Genomic DNA, 15980 nt, shown 5'->3' on the forward strand with positions numbered 1-15980 from the left:
AATCATTGACAACGGAGGAGTTTCTGAATAAAATAAGAAATATAAAATAAATGTTATAAATCCTAACATAAGTTGTTAGGTAGATGACGAAGAGGGGAGAAGGTAAAATGGATCCAATATTTTTATTGAACAGTGTATGGGTCATGCTTGGAGCAATATTAGTCATTTTTATGATTGGGGGTTTCATTCTTCTTGAAGCAGGTTCAACTAGAATGAAAAATGCCGGACATATTGCCGGGAAAACGATTTTTACATTTGGTTTAGCTTCTCTTGTTTATTGGGCAGTTGGATATGGTTTTACATTTGGTGATAATGCTAATTTCTTTGTCGGCTTAAGTGATTTCTTTTATTCAGGAACACAACTAGAAGATGCTGGATTAGCCACTTCTGTCTTCTTTGTCTTTCAGTTAGCTTTTGCAGGGATTTCCATAACGATTGCATTAGGTGGTTTTGCAGAACGAGCAAAATTCTCCGCCTATGTCGTATTTACCATACTTTTTGGAGTTTTAATCTACCCGGTTATCGCACATTGGATTTGGGGTGGGGGCTGGCTTGCTGAACATGGAAAACAAGACTTTGCCGGTTCCACAGTCGTTCACTTAACAGGGGCAATGGCAGCCTTAGCAGCAACGATTCTGTTAAAACCACGTATCGGAAAATATAATGCCGATGGAACGGCTAATAATCTTGCCGGACATAATCAAGTGTACACAGCTTTAGCCGTTTTAATTCTCTGGGTAGGTTGGTTTGGCTTTAATGCAGGCAGCACAGTATCTGTTGATGATGGATTTTTCGGATTTGTTGCCTTGAATACGAATCTAGCCGCTGGTGCAGGTGCGGTTGCCGCCACGTTGATTTCCTGGGTTGTACTTGGTAAACCGGATGTACCGACCATTCTGAATGGGGCTTTGGCCGGTCTTGTAGCAATTACAGCATCATGTGCTTTCGTCGATACCTGGGGAGCGGTAGTGATTGGATTTATCGCTGGAATCATTGTATTCTATAGTGCAAGATTTTTTGAAAGAAAAAGAATTGATGATCCAATCTATGCTTTGTCTGTTCATGGTACAGCAGGTGTTTGGGGAACACTTTCAACCGGTTTCTTTGCTACACCAGAGCTTGCTTCAGTTGGGCTTCCAGGATTATTCTATGGTGGTGGTTTTGAACAGTTAGGTGTTCAATTTATGGGAGTCGTTACTTCTGGTCTATATGCCTTTGCTGCCTCCTTCATCATTTTGTTTGTGATGAAGAAACTTGTTGGGATTCGTGTAACAGAAGAAGAGGAAATCATGGGACTTGATATGAGTGAGCATGGTAGCTATGGGTATCCAGAACAAATTATGGCTAGTGAAACGAAATTACCTTCCTAAACAAAACAACAGTCTCCTAACAGGAGGCTTTTTGTTTTGTTAGATTCCTGTATTTACAAGCCGTTCTATTGTAGATACACTTACACAAAAGTATGAACTCTAGGGTGATGACCAATCAGCCTTATGGTAAATAGAGGTGATGTGGATGACAAGGGATTTAGAAAGTTATGAATCGATACGAAAGTGGAAGGAAGCCCATATTGAAGAGCATGCTATGGATACCCTTTTACTCAATAAATTCCATGATTATGTTATGTGTCTAGTATTTGAGGCTGCTGTTGCTGCACTAAATGTAGGCAGTCCTCCCAGTGATTATTGCTGGTTTATTACAGGAAGTGGCGGAAGGATGGAGCAAGGGGTTTTCAGTGATCAAGATCATGGAATTATTTTTGCTCAAAATAGTAAAGAAAATGAAGCCTTTTTTTTGGCGCTCGGAAAGGAAATCTCTTATGGACTTCATGTAGTCGGCTATCCGTACTGTGAAGGCAAGGTGATGTGCTCAAACCCAATGTGGTGTAAATCCATCGCGGCATGGCGTGAGCAGCTAGGCGATTGGATGGAGGATAGGAGCTTAGAGTCCATTCGTAATTTGCAAATATTTTTTGATGCAAGGTGCTTACTTGGAAAAGGTGATTATATAAAAGAGTTGAAAAACGATATTTTTGAATATCGTCGTAAACAGCCGCAGCTATTAAGCCGGCTAATGGAAAGTGTCATGCATATCAAAAATGCCATAGGCCCATTAGGGCAGCTGATCCCCATTAATCAAGGTAAATATCAAGGCTCGATTGACTTAAAGTACACAGCCTTTCTCCCTTATGTTAATGGTATTCGTTTATTAGCTATAAAGGAAGGTTTGGATGAAACCTCCACTCTTGGGAGGATTGATGCATTATTAGAACATCCGATGTATGCTGAAGTGTTATCGAAAAGCAAACAAAATTTTAAGCGGCTGTTATTTTATCGACTTTCTATGTCAAATAGGAATTCCTATGAAGACACTCATTTTTTAATGATAAAGCATTTAGATAAATGGAATAGGAAGGAAATAAAACAAATTCTTAAGGATGGGAAAAGGCTTCATCAATATATCAGCAGACATTTACTGTCATAGAACATCTGGTTCAAGGTGAGTCCCTAAAGTGTTTTCATATTGGTTGAAAAAGGGTGTTGATTATGGCATTTGAATCATTTATCCATTTAATGAAAGGGTTGCAGGGAAAGGTCGGCCTCGGTTCTTCAAGTGGAACCAATCTACGGCAAGCGGCATATGTCAGAAATCTGCAAAAGGAATTGAAGCAGCAGGATTCATTGTTCGTCCCGTTAAATCAATTAAATGTAGTCATTTTTGATTTGGAAACAACTGGATTTTACCCTGAGCAGGGTGACAGAATTATTTCTATCGGAGCGGTGAAAATGATTGGTGGTGAAAGATGTGAAGAATTTTATTCCCTTGCTCGCTATGAAAACGAGCTCCCGCCAGTCATTGAGCAATTAACAGGGTTAACCCCAGAGCAATTATCGAATGCACCGGCTCTTACGGATGTATTAGTACAGTTTTATCGCTTTGCACAGCATTCCACCCTTGTGGCCCACCATTCAAAACATGATAAAAGCTTTTTACAAAATGCAAATTGGAAGCTTTTTCGTTCCCCGTTTAAACATCGAGTCGTTGATACTTCCTTTTTTTATCGAATTGCCGATCCGGATTGCTCATTTAGCAGGTTAGATGAGCTTTGTGAGTATCATCAAATTCCGATCATTGACCGCCATCATGCATTAGGGGATGCAAGGCTGACTGCTGAAATATGGCGTATTTATATAGAAAAAGTCCAGGCTCTCGGCTGTAAAACCCTACACGATGTATATAGGCGGATGGCTAATAAGCTTTAACTTCATTCAGCAGAAGTCCTCCACTTCTACAAGTGGGGGATGAATGCAAACTGTACTTCGATTCAGTGGGGGTTCAAACCCGGGCTGAATGAGGTTAAGCCTCCGGCGGATGTCACGGATTTTTTAAAGGTAGTTTATCGAGCAAGCTCGATAAATATCCGGACGCAAATTCGACGGGCGAATTTGATTTTTTCTACCTTCGGAGTAACTATGCTTTATTCTTTTTACTTTTTCTTTTCAAGTCCTGTAGATAATAAGAAAGATTTCTCCTCATTATTCATACAATTTAGTAATTGACACCAAAATGTATTAACTTCATTCAGCTGAAGTCCTCCACTTTTACATGTGGGGGATGAAGGCAAATGGTCCTTCGATTTAGTGGGGGTTAAACCCCGGCTGAATGAAGTTAAGCCTCCGGCGAGTCTTGCGATTTTTTAAAGGTAGTTTACCCGAGCGAGCTCAGGTAATCCGGACGCAAATTCGACGGACGAATTTGATTTTTTTCGTATAAAGACTGAAGGAACATGCCTGTACTCCATGAAATGTTTTTTCGTTTCATGCTTTGTGGGCGCCCTTCTGCTTTTGTTTTTTTAGACATGGAGAGTGAGAGGATGAAGCGTTCGTTTTTAATTAAGCCAATGCTAGATGAAAATTATCCGATTATTGATTTTGGCAAGGGTGTATATTTATATGACATTGAATTCAAGGAATATCTTGATGCCTCCTCTGGAGCTGTGACAGCTAACATCGGTCATGGTGTGAAAGAAATCATCAATGCAATGAAAAAGCAGGCGAAAAAAGTATCATTTGTCTATCGGTCACAGTTTACAAGTGAACCTGCTGAACAACTGGCGCAAAAAATTGCTGAACTTGCCAGTGGGGATTTAAATTGGAGCTTTTTTGTGAGTAGTGGCTCGGAAGCAACTGAAACAGCAATGAAGGTGGCTATACAGCATTGGCAGGAAAAAGGCTTGAAAACAAAAACAAAAATATTGTCTCGTTGGGTCAGCTACCATGGAATTACTTTAGGTGCTTTATCGATGTCAGGTCATTCTGCTAGAAGGGAAAGATTTACACCGCTCCTTGAAGATTTTCCTACTATTCATCCTCCTTATTGTTATCGTTGTCCATACAACAAAACTGCCCCAGAGTGCGGCTACCTCTGCGCACGAGAACTAGAAACCGCCATCAGACGAATTGGGGCAGAGCATATTGCGGCTTTCATTGCTGAACCGGTAATTGGTGCAGCAGGCGGAGCCATTTCTCCACCAGAACACTATTATCAAATAATCAAAGAAATATGCGAAAAATACCAGATTCTTTTTATTGCAGATGAAGTCATGACTGGTTTTGGCCGCACTGGAACCATGCTTGCCTGTGAGCATTGGAATGTAATCCCTGATATTGTGGCGCTCGGGAAAGGGATGGGTGCAGGTTATACACCTATAGCTGCAACTCTTGTCAGTGACCGTGTTATGGAGCCCATTCTATCAGGATCAAAGGTAGTCATGAGTGGTCACACCTTAAGTGCTAATCCTCAAAGCTGTGCAGTATCATTAGCTGTTATGAACTATCTTGAGCAGCACGATATTATGAATATGGTACCTGAAAAAAGTCAATATTTATTTACTAGACTACAAAAACTAAAATATCAATTTCCTTTTATTGGGGACGTAAGAGGCTTAGGATTGTTGATTGGTATCGAATTTGTTCAAGACGATAAACAAAAGCTTCCGTTTCCTAGGTCTTTTGCTTTTACTAAAAGAGTGATTAAAATGGCCATTAATAATGGATTATTATTATACCCGGCAGGAGCAGGGATGGATGGAATCGATGGCGATGCCATCATTATTTCTCCCCCTTTGACGATAACCAATGAAGAATTGGATGAATTAATTGAAAAATTCACCGTAACCTGCCAAGAACTTTATGAATCGCTCCAATTGGGAGGGATGATGAATGATGGATAATTCTTTTGGTAAAATCAAGGATATTAGTTGCGTAATGGAGCATTTTGCCGATGGAATGACCGTTATGTTTGGTGGCTTTGGTGGTGTAGGTACGCCGCCTAGCATAATCGATGCGATGATCGAAAAGAATTTGCGCCATTTAACGTTAATCGGCAATGATGCTGGATTTCCACATATTGGGATTGGGAAAGTAGTTAGTAGGGGAATGGCAGACCGCTTAATTGCATCGCATATTGGCTCAAATCCTGTAGCTGGAAAGCTCTTAACAGCTGGGAAGCTTACTGTCGAATTTTCTCCGCAAGGAACTCTGGCTGAACGGATCCGGGCAGGTGGTGTTGGAATTCCGGCATTTCTGTCAGATATTGGCATGGATAACGAATGGGTAGCAGGTCAAAAAGAAATCTGTGTCATAGACGGAAAATCATATTTAATTGAAACGGCTCTAACGGCAGAAGTTTCGATTGTCTACGCGAAAAAAGCAGATCCCTTTGGCAATCTTATCTATGACAAAAGTGCCCGTAATACGAATCCCCTTGTTGCTATGGCAGGTAACGTTACCATTGCAGAGGTTGAGGAAATTGTCCCGCTCGGTGATATTAAGCCTTATGAAGTAGTGACACCAGGTGTCTTTGTTGACTATATCGTTCCATCCGAGGGGGTGAATTGGAAATGGGCATGGCAAACTCCATAAGAAATAGAATTGCGAAAAGAGCTGCGGCTGAAATTACAAACGGAATGGTTGTCAACTTAGGTATCGGCATTCCTTCCCTTGTTCCCAATCATCTGGCTACAGATATTCAAGTTATGTTTCATGCTGAAAACGGAATTGTTGGGATGGGGTCTAGTCCCATGAAAGGTGAGGAGGATGAAAATCTTTGTAATGCAGGCGGGCTTCCGGTTACCGTCATTGACGGTGCTTCCTATTGTGACAGTGCAGTTGCCTTTGCGATGATACGCCGAGGCAGAGTAGATATGACGATACTCGGAGCATTACAGGTAAGTGAAAAGGGAGATTTGGCCAATTGGTTAGTTCCGGGTAAAAAAATTCCTGGAATGGGAGGTGCCATGGAACTGGCGCAAAAGGCGCGAAAGGTTATTGTTGTGATGAATCATACGGATTCTAAAGGGAATTCAAAGATTGTCCAAAGCTGTACATTGCCCTTAACCTCGAAAGGCTGTGTAGATTTGATTATTACGGATTTAGCCGTTTTTGAGGTGGGCTCAAAGGGTCTGATTCTACGAGAATATTTTGCCGGTCATTCGGTTGAGCGAATTAAAAGCTTAACAGATTGTCAGTTTACCGTTGCTGAAAAGCTTCTTGTTATTCCACTAGAGTGATAATAAATAAACAAAAGGAGGATGTCTGTTGGAAAAGCTTGAGGAGGATATAAAAGTATGGCTCACGGTAAACCAAGCTGCTGGCACTAGATTATTACAAAGGCTTGTTCAAGAGCGGAGTATCCGTGGTGAGGAAAGTAAAGCGCAGGCGATCATCATTGAAAAGCTGCGTCAAATTGGCTTGCAGCTTGATATTTGGGAGATTGGCGGCAAGGAGTTAATCAGTCATCCGAAGTTTTGCAGTGACCGAACAGAATTTAGTGGAAATCCAAATGTAGTGGGAATCTGGAAAGGGACTGGAAACGGAAAATCAATGATATTGAATGGTCATATTGATGTTGTGCCTGAAGGAGACCTGGATGAATGGGAGCATGATCCGTACAGCGGTATCATTCGGGCTGGGAAGCTTTACGGACGTGGTGCGACTGATATGAAGGGCGGGACGGTTTCTCTCCTTTTAGCTATTGAAGCGCTCAAAAGTTGCGGAGTCAGGTTGAAGGGGGATGTTATTTTTCAGAGTGTCATTGAAGAAGAGAGTGGAGGGGCTGGAACCTTAGCTGCTGTCTTACGAGGCTATAAAGCAGACGGTGCTATCATACCTGAACCGACAAATATGAAGCTGTTCCCAAAACAGCAGGGTTCGATGTGGTTTCGGATAAAAGTCAAGGGTCGATCGGCTCATGGTGGGACTCGATATGAGGGTGTCAGTGCAATTGAAAAAATGATGCTATTGATTAAGGAGCTCCAGCAATTGGAGCTAAGAAGAAATCAGCAGATTGATGATCCGCTTTATGAAGAGACGCCGATTCCAATACCTATCAATATTGGTAAAATCTACAGTGGGCAATGGCCGTCTACTGTTCCTGACCTGGCGGTCATCGAAGGTCGGATGGGAGTTTCGCCAAATGAGACAATGGAGAATGCAGAAAAGGAATTGGAAGCCTGTTTGAAAAAGTTAGCTGAAAAGGATTTATGGTTTGCAGAATATCCTCCGACGATTGAGTGGTTTGGCGGAAGGTGGCAGCCGGGCACCCTTGATAGGGGTCATAGGTTAATTGAGACAGTTACTGCGGCCTTTCAAAAAGTTAAAGGAAATCCTCCGGTTATTGAAGCCTCGCCGTGGGGAACAGATGGCGGAATATTATCCAATACGGGACAGACGCCGGTTATGGTCTTCGGTCCAGGTGTCACAGAGGCTGCGCACGATACAAATGAACATATCATTCTAGCGGATGTTTTTGAAGCGGCTGAAGTAATTGCTTTAACCTTGATAGAATGGTGTGAAGTTGAAAAATAAGGAGGGAAAAACAATCGGTTCGATTAATATAGTCACTGCGATTCCGGGTCCAAAGGCAAAAGCACTATTAGCTAAAAAGCTGCAGCATGTTCCAAAAGGCCCCTTTAATACAGTTGAAACCTTCGTAGCAAAAGCAGAGGGTGCATTAATCACAGATGTAGATGGAAATACCTTTATCGATTTTGCAGGTGCAATTGGTACCCTTAATGTGGGACATCGTCCAACGCGGGTTGTGCAAGCTCTTACAGAGCAAGTAAATCAATATCTTCATACCTGCTTTCATGTCATGATGTATGAGCCCTATATACAACTGGCAGAGATGTTAAATGAAATAACGCCAGGCGAGCATGAAAAGAAGACATTTTTTTTATCAAGCGGAGCCGAAGCAGTTGAAAATGCCATAAAGCTTGCCCGAAAATATACTGGGCGTAAGGGGATTATTTCATTTGAGCGCGGTTTTCATGGTAGGACATATATGGCGATGTCTTTAACAAGTAAAGTAAAACCATATAAATATGAATTTGGTCCGTTTGCACCTGAGACCTATAAATGGTCCTTTCCATATTATTTTTATTCCTCCTTAACCCCGCTGGAATTAGACAATCGTTTATTGAAGCAGTTTGAGAGGTTTTTTCTAAGTGAGGTTCCACCAGAAGAAATTGCAGCCATCATTATGGAGCCTGTTCAAGGGGAAGGCGGCTTTGTCATTCCTTCAGCCTATTTTGTTCAACAAGTAAAAGCTATTTGTGAAAAATATCAAATTTTATTCATTGCCGATGAAATTCAAACCGGCTTTGGCAGAACAGGGAAAATGTTTGCCATTGATCATTTTGGGGTTGTGCCTGACATAATAACGATGTCAAAATCATTAGGTGCAGGAATTCCAATCAGTGCCGTTACCGGGAAAGCTGAAATAATGGATGCAGCAAATCCTGGCGAGATTGGCGGTACTTATGGGGGAAGCCCGCTAGGTTGTGTTGCTGCACTTGAAGTGATTAAAATGATAAAAGAGCAGGACTTATTAAAAAGGTCGCTCGAAATAGGAAACGCTTTCAAACAAACATTTACAGGTCTTCAGAATCAATGTAAACAAATTGGCGAAGTTCGACAGTTAGGTGCAATGTGTGCAATCGAATTTATCAAGGATCCGGTAACGAAAGAACCGAATAAGGAACTTGTGACAGATATATTAGCAAAGGCCCAGCAAAAAGGTCTCATCCTTATGAGTGCAGGGCTTTATGGAAATATTATTCGGCTTCTTACTCCGCTAGTTATCACAGATGAACAGCTGTTGGAGGGGTTTACAGTTCTTGCTAAAACGATACTTGACTGCTGCAGAGGTACGTGATGAAAAATGATAGTACTATTCTGATGATTGTACAAAATAATGCTATTATAATAAACTGAGAGAATAACAAACAGGATATGACTGACTTCAGAAGTAAAGAGGTCAGTCTTCTTTTATAGCGGAAGGGAAGAAACCGGATGGAAGAAGCATATGTGAGAAAGATAACAAACGAGCATTTTTATTTGGAAATCTTTATTGACCCCTTTAATAAACGCCTTCGTGTTGAAGATTATCGTGGTGAGGTACAAATGGTCATTCGAGAAGCGGTTGAAATGTCCCGTCAACATAAGGTGGAAAAACTGATTTTTATCTGTCGGAGTGAGCATTATTCATTACTAATGGAGCATGCCTTTCAATGTGAAGCGATGGTGGATTATTATTTTAGAGGTTCTGCTGGCTTTTATTTCACTAAATATTTTACCAATCACCGGAAAGAAAGCGAACATTGGCTAACAGAGGATGGAATTATTGACAATGTCAGTAAACTTCCACATCTAAAGCTGAAACAGAACATTCCAGCAGGCTATGAATTAAGGAAGCTGAACAAAGAGGATGGTGAACGGCTGGCTCTCTTATATCGAGAGGTGTTTCAAGTTTACCCAACACCCCTTCACGATCCAGAATATATTAAGAAAACGATTGAGAATGGAACGATTTATTATGGATTTATTTGTGAAGGACGAATTGTCAGTGCGGCCTCCGCTGAGGTGAATAACAGCTATGCAAATGCGGAGCTAACAGATTGTGCAACGGTAAAAAATCATCGTAAATTTGGGCTTATGAAATTTATCTTAGCTAAATTGGAAGAGGCTTTAAAGGAACAAGGCATTTTCTGTGCCTATTCGATTGCTCGTGCGCAATCGTTCGGTATGAATGCTGCTCTACACCAGCTTGGCTATGCTTATCGAGGAAGATTAGTAAACAACTGCTACATCTTTAATCATTTAGAAAATATGAACATGTGGGTGAAGAATCTTTCTATGCCGTCTTAATCACTGTCTAATCCATAACTGCGCTAAGTTTTCGGCATTCTGATGACAAATATTCGGCACCGGCTCATAGGATAGTAATATGAGAGGGGGGAGAAAGATTGCATCAGGAAAACATGATTTCAAAGGAAATTCTTTCGGCCATATTACAGGGGATTGATGAAGGAATACATGCCGTTAATTTATCTGGCGAAACCATCTTTTATAACCCTATTGCAGCAGCGCATGACGGACTTGTGGTTGAGGAAGTAATTGGAAAATCGATCTTGGAGGTTTTCCCTTCACTGACAAGGCATTCAAGCACATTGTTAAAGGTCATTCTGACAAAAAAGCCGATATATAATCAAGTGCAGCGTTATGTCAATCTTCATGGGAAAAAGATTGAAACCATAAATACAACGCTGCCTATTTTTATCGATGGCGAGTTAGCGGGAGCTGTTGAAATCGCAAAGGATTATTCCCGTTTGAAAATGCTATCGGAAAAGCTGCTTGATTTGCAGCAAAGGATGCAGAAAAGATATGGAAATAATGCTGGTTCGAAAGGGAGTACTGCTTATCAATTTTCGAGCCTAAAAAGTATCAATCCTGAGTTTATTAGCATGATAACGGGAGCGGAAAGGCTAGCGAAATCGGATTCACCTATTCTGGTATATGGCGAAAGCGGTACCGGAAAGGAGCTTTTTGTCCATGGTGTTCATCACGCGTCAGTACGAGCACAGGGACCTTTTATTGTTCAAAACTGTGCGGCAATCCCGGAAGCCTTACTTGAAAGCCTGCTGTTTGGGACATCAAGGGGAAGCTATACAGGAGCCGTTGAAAGAGCTGGCTTATTTGAATTGGCTGACGGTGGGACCTTGTTTCTTGACGAGCTTCATGCGATGCCAATTGAACTGCAGGCGAAGCTCCTTCGGGTGATTGAGGATGGAATGATACGAAGAGTTGGCAGTACAAAATCCCACTATGTCAACGTCAGGGTGATAGCAGCAATGAATATCTCGCCTAATGAAGCACTGGAAGCGAGGATGCTGAGACCTGATTTATTTTATCGCTTAAACGTACTCATGTTCAGACTACCACCGCTACGGGAGCGAAGCGAGGATATCCCTTATTTAACAGATTATTTTCTTTCCCTCTATAATAAAAAGCTACAAAAGCAAATAACAGTAATCGATAAGCAGGTTCGACAGCTGTTTCTCTCCTATAGCTGGCCTGGAAATGTACGTGAACTGAAGCATGCCGTAGAATATATGATGACGGTTTGTGAAGGGAACGCGCTGACTCTGGAGGAGCTGCCGATTATGTTAAAGAAAAATTGGCAGGTGACAGAAGAGCGGACGATGGAGCATCAGGTTTCCCTTCGAGAAAAGATTGACCAGTATGAAAGAAGCATGATTCATCAGGCTATGCTGCAGAGTGAAGGAAATATCCAAAAAGCGGCAAAGCTTCTCTGTATCCCACGTCAAACTCTGCAATATAAATTAAAAAAGCAGAATTGAAAAGAGCCAAAAAATTGGCAGCTGCTAGAAGCAATTATTTTTAAACGGGCTAAATAGCTGGATTATCCCCTCCTTTTAGCATTGGCATTAAACTTGCATATAAATAGTGTATGTCATGTTTATTGTGCAATAGCGATGAGGAGGAATCGATTTGAAACCGTTCTTATATAAACCTAAACGACATTGGAAGGATATCGAGCTGTGGAAGGATGTCACCGATGAGCAGTGGAATGATTGGCTATGGCAGCTAACGAACACGATTCGAACGTTGGAGGATTTAAAAAAAGTAATTCAGCTTACACCTGAAGAAGAAGAGGGCGTCCAGATATCCACGAAAACCATTCCGTTAAATATCACCCCATATTATGCTTCACTCATGAATCCCAATGATCATAGATGCCCTATCCGAATGCAATCAGTCCCCATTGAGAAGGAAATATACAAAACGAAATATGATTTAGAGGACCCTTTATACGAAGATGAGGATTCGCCGGTACCTGGGTTAACACATCGATATCCGGACCGTGTTCTGTTTCTCGTCACCAATCAATGCTCTATGTATTGCCGATATTGTACTCGGCGCCGCTTTTCGGGTCAGATAGGCATGGGTGTTCCGAAAAAGCAGCTAGATGCTGCGATTGAGTATATCCGCTCTACACCCGCTGTCCGTGATGTTCTCATTTCTGGCGGTGACGGTCTTTTAATCAACGACCAAATATTAGAGTATATCTTAAAAAATCTCCGTGGTATTGAGCATGTCGAAATCATTCGAATCGGTACAAGAGCACCGGTAGTATTTCCGCAGCGAATTACAGAAAATTTATGTCAAATCCTAAAAAAATATCATCCCGTTTGGTTAAATACACATTTTAATACGTCGATAGAAATTACCGAGGACTCGAAAAAAGCCTGTGAAATGCTAGCAAATGCAGGCGTGCCGGTTGGAAATCAATCGGTTATCTTAGCCGGAATTAATGACAGTGTGCCGATTATGAAAAAATTAATGCATGATCTCGTAAAAATCCGGGTGAGACCTTATTATATTTACCAATGTGATTTATCTGAAGGAATTAGTCATTTTCGTGCACCGGTTTCAAAGGGTCTTGAAATTATTGAAGGGTTGCGGGGACACACTAGCGGGTATGCGGTGCCGGCCTTCGTCGTAGATGCTCCTGGCGGGGGCGGTAAGATTACCTTGCAGCCGAATTATCTTATTTCGCAGAGTGCAGATAAAATAGTACTACGAAATTATGAAGGGGTTATCACAACCTATCCCGAACCAGAAAATTATATACCAGGCCGTGCAGAAGCTTATTTTAAGGAGACCTATCCAGAAATGGAGGAGAAACGTTCCAATACAGGAATTTCTTCACTATTGAACGATACTCAGTTTAATTTGATACCAGAGGGTCTAAACCGTATCAATCGAAGGAAGGAGTATGCAGAGAATCCGCGGCATCAAACCTTAAAGGATAAGCGGGAAAAGCGTGATGAATTAAAAGAGAAAAAGTTTCAAGCCCAACAAAAAAAGAGCACACCGAAAGTGAAGGAGGATGAGTAGCATGGAAATTTGTCCATGGTGTGAGGTGGGGAAGCTTTCATCGGTAACGGATACCGTGTATTGGGAATTACCAGATGGAACAAGGGCTGTTGAAATCAATGAAACACCATCCTTTTATTGTGATAATTGTCGTGCGTTATTTCAAAGCGATGAGCTTGTTAAGCAAATTGAAGACCAGTTATTTTTAATTGATACAAAACAACTTGGTAAGCAGACGACGTATGATGAATTAATGAATATGAAAAGACTATTGAAACGCAATTATTTTGATTTTTGACAAGGATGAAATCGGGAAGGCTGAGTTTTAACGGCCTTCTTTTTTGTGTTCTCTAGCTCTGTTTAAGCATTCATTACTTTTTCGAAAAGAGTTGTTCACATAATTTTCATACTTTTTTCACAAAGGTTATTCTTTCCATCTCTATAATATAAAAGGGATTGTTTTTTGAAAATGGGAGGAATAAGAATGAAATTGGTCTTAATGCTATTACTTGCCTTGGCAATGTTTGTGTTATTTTTTTGCGGATATTATACAGGGGTCATTAAAGAAAAGTATGGGAAAAGCTGGCTTCAAGCGGTTCCAGTTACAGTTGCGATCTTAATGTTTAATGTGATTTGGGCATTGACTGAATTGGCAAAGACCGACAGATGGCAATAATGATAGGAAAGTGATTCAGCCCGGGGAAATCCTCGGGCTGTTTTATGTAGCTTTTTTTTGCAAACTAGTGGACGAATTACAGTGTTTTCCTTTATAGTAGGAACAATCAAGTTTTATGTAAGGGGAGTAATTGATGATGGCCAAATCGTTTTATCATTTTTTGATGAAATATCGTCATCCTGAGCCGAAGGATGACATTAGCTTATTTGCAAACCATGCCTATCGAGACCATAGTTTTCCGAAGACATATACAAATTATGATCAATTAAGTTCCTACCTCGAATTAAATGGTTCTTATTTGAAAAGTATGAGAGTGTTTGATGAAGCCTGGGAGCTATATTTATTCCATGAATATGAGTGAAGCTGTACCTTTTGAGTGAAATTAAGTGTTTATGATTATTTCCATATCGACTGCTCATGCATATACTATGTTAACTACCTTAAACGGCTTGACCATGAGGAGAGGGATGATATGGGAAGAAGAAGAAAATCGAAATATCAAATTGGCGACACTGTCGTGATTACACTATACGGTACGGTTGGCAAAGTGACAAAAGTTCAATGGCTAGATGATACTTATGTTTATGAGGTTAATAAGAGCGAAGAATTGTATAAAGAAACAAGTCTGCAATTGTTAGAAGAATATGATGGTGAAATATATGAAAAAGAACATATTGACATTGAATATAAATTTTTTATTGGTGATATTGTTCAAGTAAAGGGTCAAGGATATGACCTCTATAAGGTGGTTGGTTTCCGAACGGAAATATGGCGTTATAAGGAAAGCTCTTGGGAAGACATTATCTATGAATTGGCACGTATTAATGATGGAGAATGGCTTGAAGCCAGTGAATCAGATTTAACATTGCTGGCAGATGAAGAGAACGCAGAGGCATTTCTACAGAAGCTAGGTCTCTTATACTTCATCAAAAACCAGAATGGGCAGCCCGTCAAAGAAATAGCCTTTTCCCTTGAAAATAAGGAAGCCCCAGTCGAAGATAAACGAATGGAACAAATCAACCGCTTACTTGATATCTATAATGACTATCGTTTTCTATATGAATGGTTTAAGGATGAAGAATATCGTCAAATCATGCGGGCGGCGATTCTTGAATTGAAAAAATTAACAATGGATGATAAGAAACCATCTTAATTGACTTATATATCGCTTACGGAAGCTTACCAAATGATATCAGCACATAAATAAGAAAAGGGATACCTAGCAACATGGTCAGCTGGAAGCTTGTTTGTAAAACCCGGTTGAAAATTGTAAGCGTCATACTTTCTTCATTATTCACATCTGCCTTTATGAACTCAATCATTTGGGTAATCTTCACCATTATTCCCCCTCTTATACTTTTTCCTGTACTTCAAATGTATGCTTGTCATACAGAAAAATGCTTTTCAATTTTTATGAAATAAAAATCCTTTTTCGGTCTATCTAGATTTATAGGCTCATATATTTTTTATAAAGGGGGCGACGCTGTGAAAGAAATTGAGGTCATAATAGATACCGATGAAATTGCTGAGTTTTTCTATCAGGAGTTATTAAAAAGAGGCTATGTTCCTTCAGAAGAAGAATTAGATGACCTCGCTGATATCACTTTTGACTATCTCATAGAAAAATGCATTATAGATGAAGAAATTAATGAAGAATAAATCTGATGATGAATGAAACCGAAAAGAACCGAATCGATGTTAACCGGTGCTTTTAATAGGTTTTTTGAATAAGTTGAATAAAGAGAAAGGACAAAAATGACGAGCATTTGTTTCGTCATTTTTGTTCTTTTTTCTGAAATCATTGAAACCTATTGGCTAGCTGTAACGTATAGAAGGCAGAGGATTTCAAGGGAGGAACCATTATGTTAAAAAAATTATTAAGGTCCATCTTAAATCAATCATCACACCACCGTAAATACAACAGTTCCAGTCATGCCTTTCGGCGTCATAGTCATCGCCACCACTCACATAGGGGACATGGATATTATAAAAAGAGTCGAAAAAGCAGTTTTTTCTCAAGTATGAGCGGATTTTTCAGCAGTTAATGATTGACCAAGAGTTAC

General features: G+C 40.5%; 17 protein-coding genes. 16 read left to right on the top strand and 1 reads right to left on the bottom strand.

The features are described from left to right. The first annotated feature begins 107 nt into the window (after positions 1 to 107). The 15 genes from BQ5321_RS10765 to BQ5321_RS10835 all read left to right on the top strand — a co-directional run bounded on the left by BQ5321_RS10765 (position 108) and on the right by BQ5321_RS10835 (position 15070). Positions 108 to 1370, top strand: coding sequence for an ammonium transporter (locus BQ5321_RS10765; RefSeq protein ID WP_071394495.1), 1263 nt, complete (start codon positions 108 to 110; stop codon positions 1368 to 1370). Positions 1371 to 1515: 145 nt separating this feature from the next. Continuing rightward, the gene (locus BQ5321_RS10770; protein ID WP_071394496.1) at positions 1516 to 2484 is read left to right on the top strand and encodes a DUF294 nucleotidyltransferase-like domain-containing protein; all 969 of its coding nucleotides are present in this window, start codon (positions 1516 to 1518) and stop codon (positions 2482 to 2484) included. Positions 2485 to 2546: 62 nt separating this feature from the next. Further along, positions 2547 to 3263 (top strand): exonuclease domain-containing protein, encoded by a 717-nt coding sequence (locus BQ5321_RS10775; RefSeq protein ID WP_071394497.1) that lies wholly within the window; start codon positions 2547 to 2549, stop codon positions 3261 to 3263. Between the two features lie 611 nt (positions 3264 to 3874). Continuing rightward, positions 3875 to 5233 (top strand): aspartate aminotransferase family protein, encoded by a 1359-nt coding sequence (locus BQ5321_RS10780; RefSeq protein WP_071394498.1) that lies wholly within the window; start codon positions 3875 to 3877, stop codon positions 5231 to 5233. Beyond that, positions 5226 to 5924, top strand: a complete 699-nt coding sequence (locus tag BQ5321_RS10785; RefSeq protein WP_071396866.1) for a CoA transferase subunit A — start codon at positions 5226 to 5228, stop codon at positions 5922 to 5924. Before BQ5321_RS10780 ends, BQ5321_RS10785 begins: the two co-directional genes overlap by 8 nt. After that, positions 5903 to 6571 (top strand): 3-oxoacid CoA-transferase subunit B, encoded by a 669-nt coding sequence (locus tag BQ5321_RS10790; protein WP_071394499.1) that lies wholly within the window; start codon positions 5903 to 5905, stop codon positions 6569 to 6571. Before BQ5321_RS10785 ends, BQ5321_RS10790 begins: the two co-directional genes overlap by 22 nt. A gap of 28 nt (positions 6572 to 6599) precedes the next feature. Then, complete coding sequence (locus BQ5321_RS10795) at positions 6600 to 7868, top strand: peptidase (RefSeq protein ID WP_071394500.1); 1269 nt, start codon at positions 6600 to 6602, stop codon at positions 7866 to 7868. Then, complete coding sequence (gabT, locus tag BQ5321_RS10800; RefSeq protein ID WP_234978388.1) at positions 7858 to 9216, top strand: 4-aminobutyrate--2-oxoglutarate transaminase; 1359 nt, start codon at positions 7858 to 7860, stop codon at positions 9214 to 9216. The genes BQ5321_RS10795 and gabT overlap by 11 nt, the downstream gene beginning before the upstream one ends. Before the next feature lie 137 nt (positions 9217 to 9353). Further along, positions 9354 to 10208, top strand: coding sequence for a putative beta-lysine N-acetyltransferase (gene ablB / locus BQ5321_RS10805; RefSeq protein WP_071394501.1), 855 nt, complete (start codon positions 9354 to 9356; stop codon positions 10206 to 10208). A gap of 113 nt (positions 10209 to 10321) precedes the next feature. Then, complete coding sequence (locus BQ5321_RS10810; RefSeq protein ID WP_071396868.1) at positions 10322 to 11701, top strand: sigma-54 interaction domain-containing protein; 1380 nt, start codon at positions 10322 to 10324, stop codon at positions 11699 to 11701. Positions 11702 to 11852: 151 nt separating this feature from the next. Further along, a complete protein-coding gene (gene kamA / locus BQ5321_RS10815) occupies positions 11853 to 13262 on the top strand; it encodes a lysine 2,3-aminomutase (RefSeq protein ID WP_071394502.1) in 1410 nt (469 codons plus the stop codon). 1 nt (position 13263) lies between these two features. Beyond that, positions 13264 to 13539 (top strand): YokU family protein, encoded by a 276-nt coding sequence (locus BQ5321_RS10820; protein WP_071394503.1) that lies wholly within the window; start codon positions 13264 to 13266, stop codon positions 13537 to 13539. 186 nt (positions 13540 to 13725) lie between these two features. Continuing rightward, positions 13726 to 13917, top strand: coding sequence for a hypothetical protein (locus BQ5321_RS10825; RefSeq protein ID WP_071394504.1), 192 nt, complete (start codon positions 13726 to 13728; stop codon positions 13915 to 13917). 136 nt (positions 13918 to 14053) lie between these two features. Beyond that, the gene (locus BQ5321_RS10830; protein ID WP_071396869.1) at positions 14054 to 14278 is read left to right on the top strand and encodes a YozE family protein; all 225 of its coding nucleotides are present in this window, start codon (positions 14054 to 14056) and stop codon (positions 14276 to 14278) included. Between the two features lie 111 nt (positions 14279 to 14389). Continuing rightward, on the top strand, positions 14390 to 15070 hold the full coding sequence (locus tag BQ5321_RS10835) for a hypothetical protein (RefSeq protein ID WP_071394505.1): 681 nt from the start codon (positions 14390 to 14392) through the stop codon (positions 15068 to 15070). A 16-nt stretch (positions 15071 to 15086) separates the two neighbouring features. On the opposite strand, the gene BQ5321_RS24230 is transcribed toward BQ5321_RS10835, so the two are convergent. Further along, on the bottom strand, positions 15087 to 15257 hold the full coding sequence (locus BQ5321_RS24230; protein ID WP_159433421.1) for a hypothetical protein: 171 nt from the start codon (positions 15255 to 15257) through the stop codon (positions 15087 to 15089). A 145-nt stretch (positions 15258 to 15402) separates the two neighbouring features. Here BQ5321_RS24230 and BQ5321_RS10840 point away from each other — a divergent pair, with 145 nt between their 5' ends. Next, positions 15403 to 15576, top strand: coding sequence for a YozD family protein (locus BQ5321_RS10840; RefSeq protein WP_071394506.1), 174 nt, complete (start codon positions 15403 to 15405; stop codon positions 15574 to 15576). The last annotated feature ends 404 nt before the right edge of the window (positions 15577 to 15980 follow it).

This window comes from Bacillus tuaregi, assembly GCF_900104575.1.
Classification (GTDB): domain Bacteria; phylum Bacillota; class Bacilli; order Bacillales; family Cytobacillaceae; genus Bacillus_BD; species Bacillus_BD tuaregi.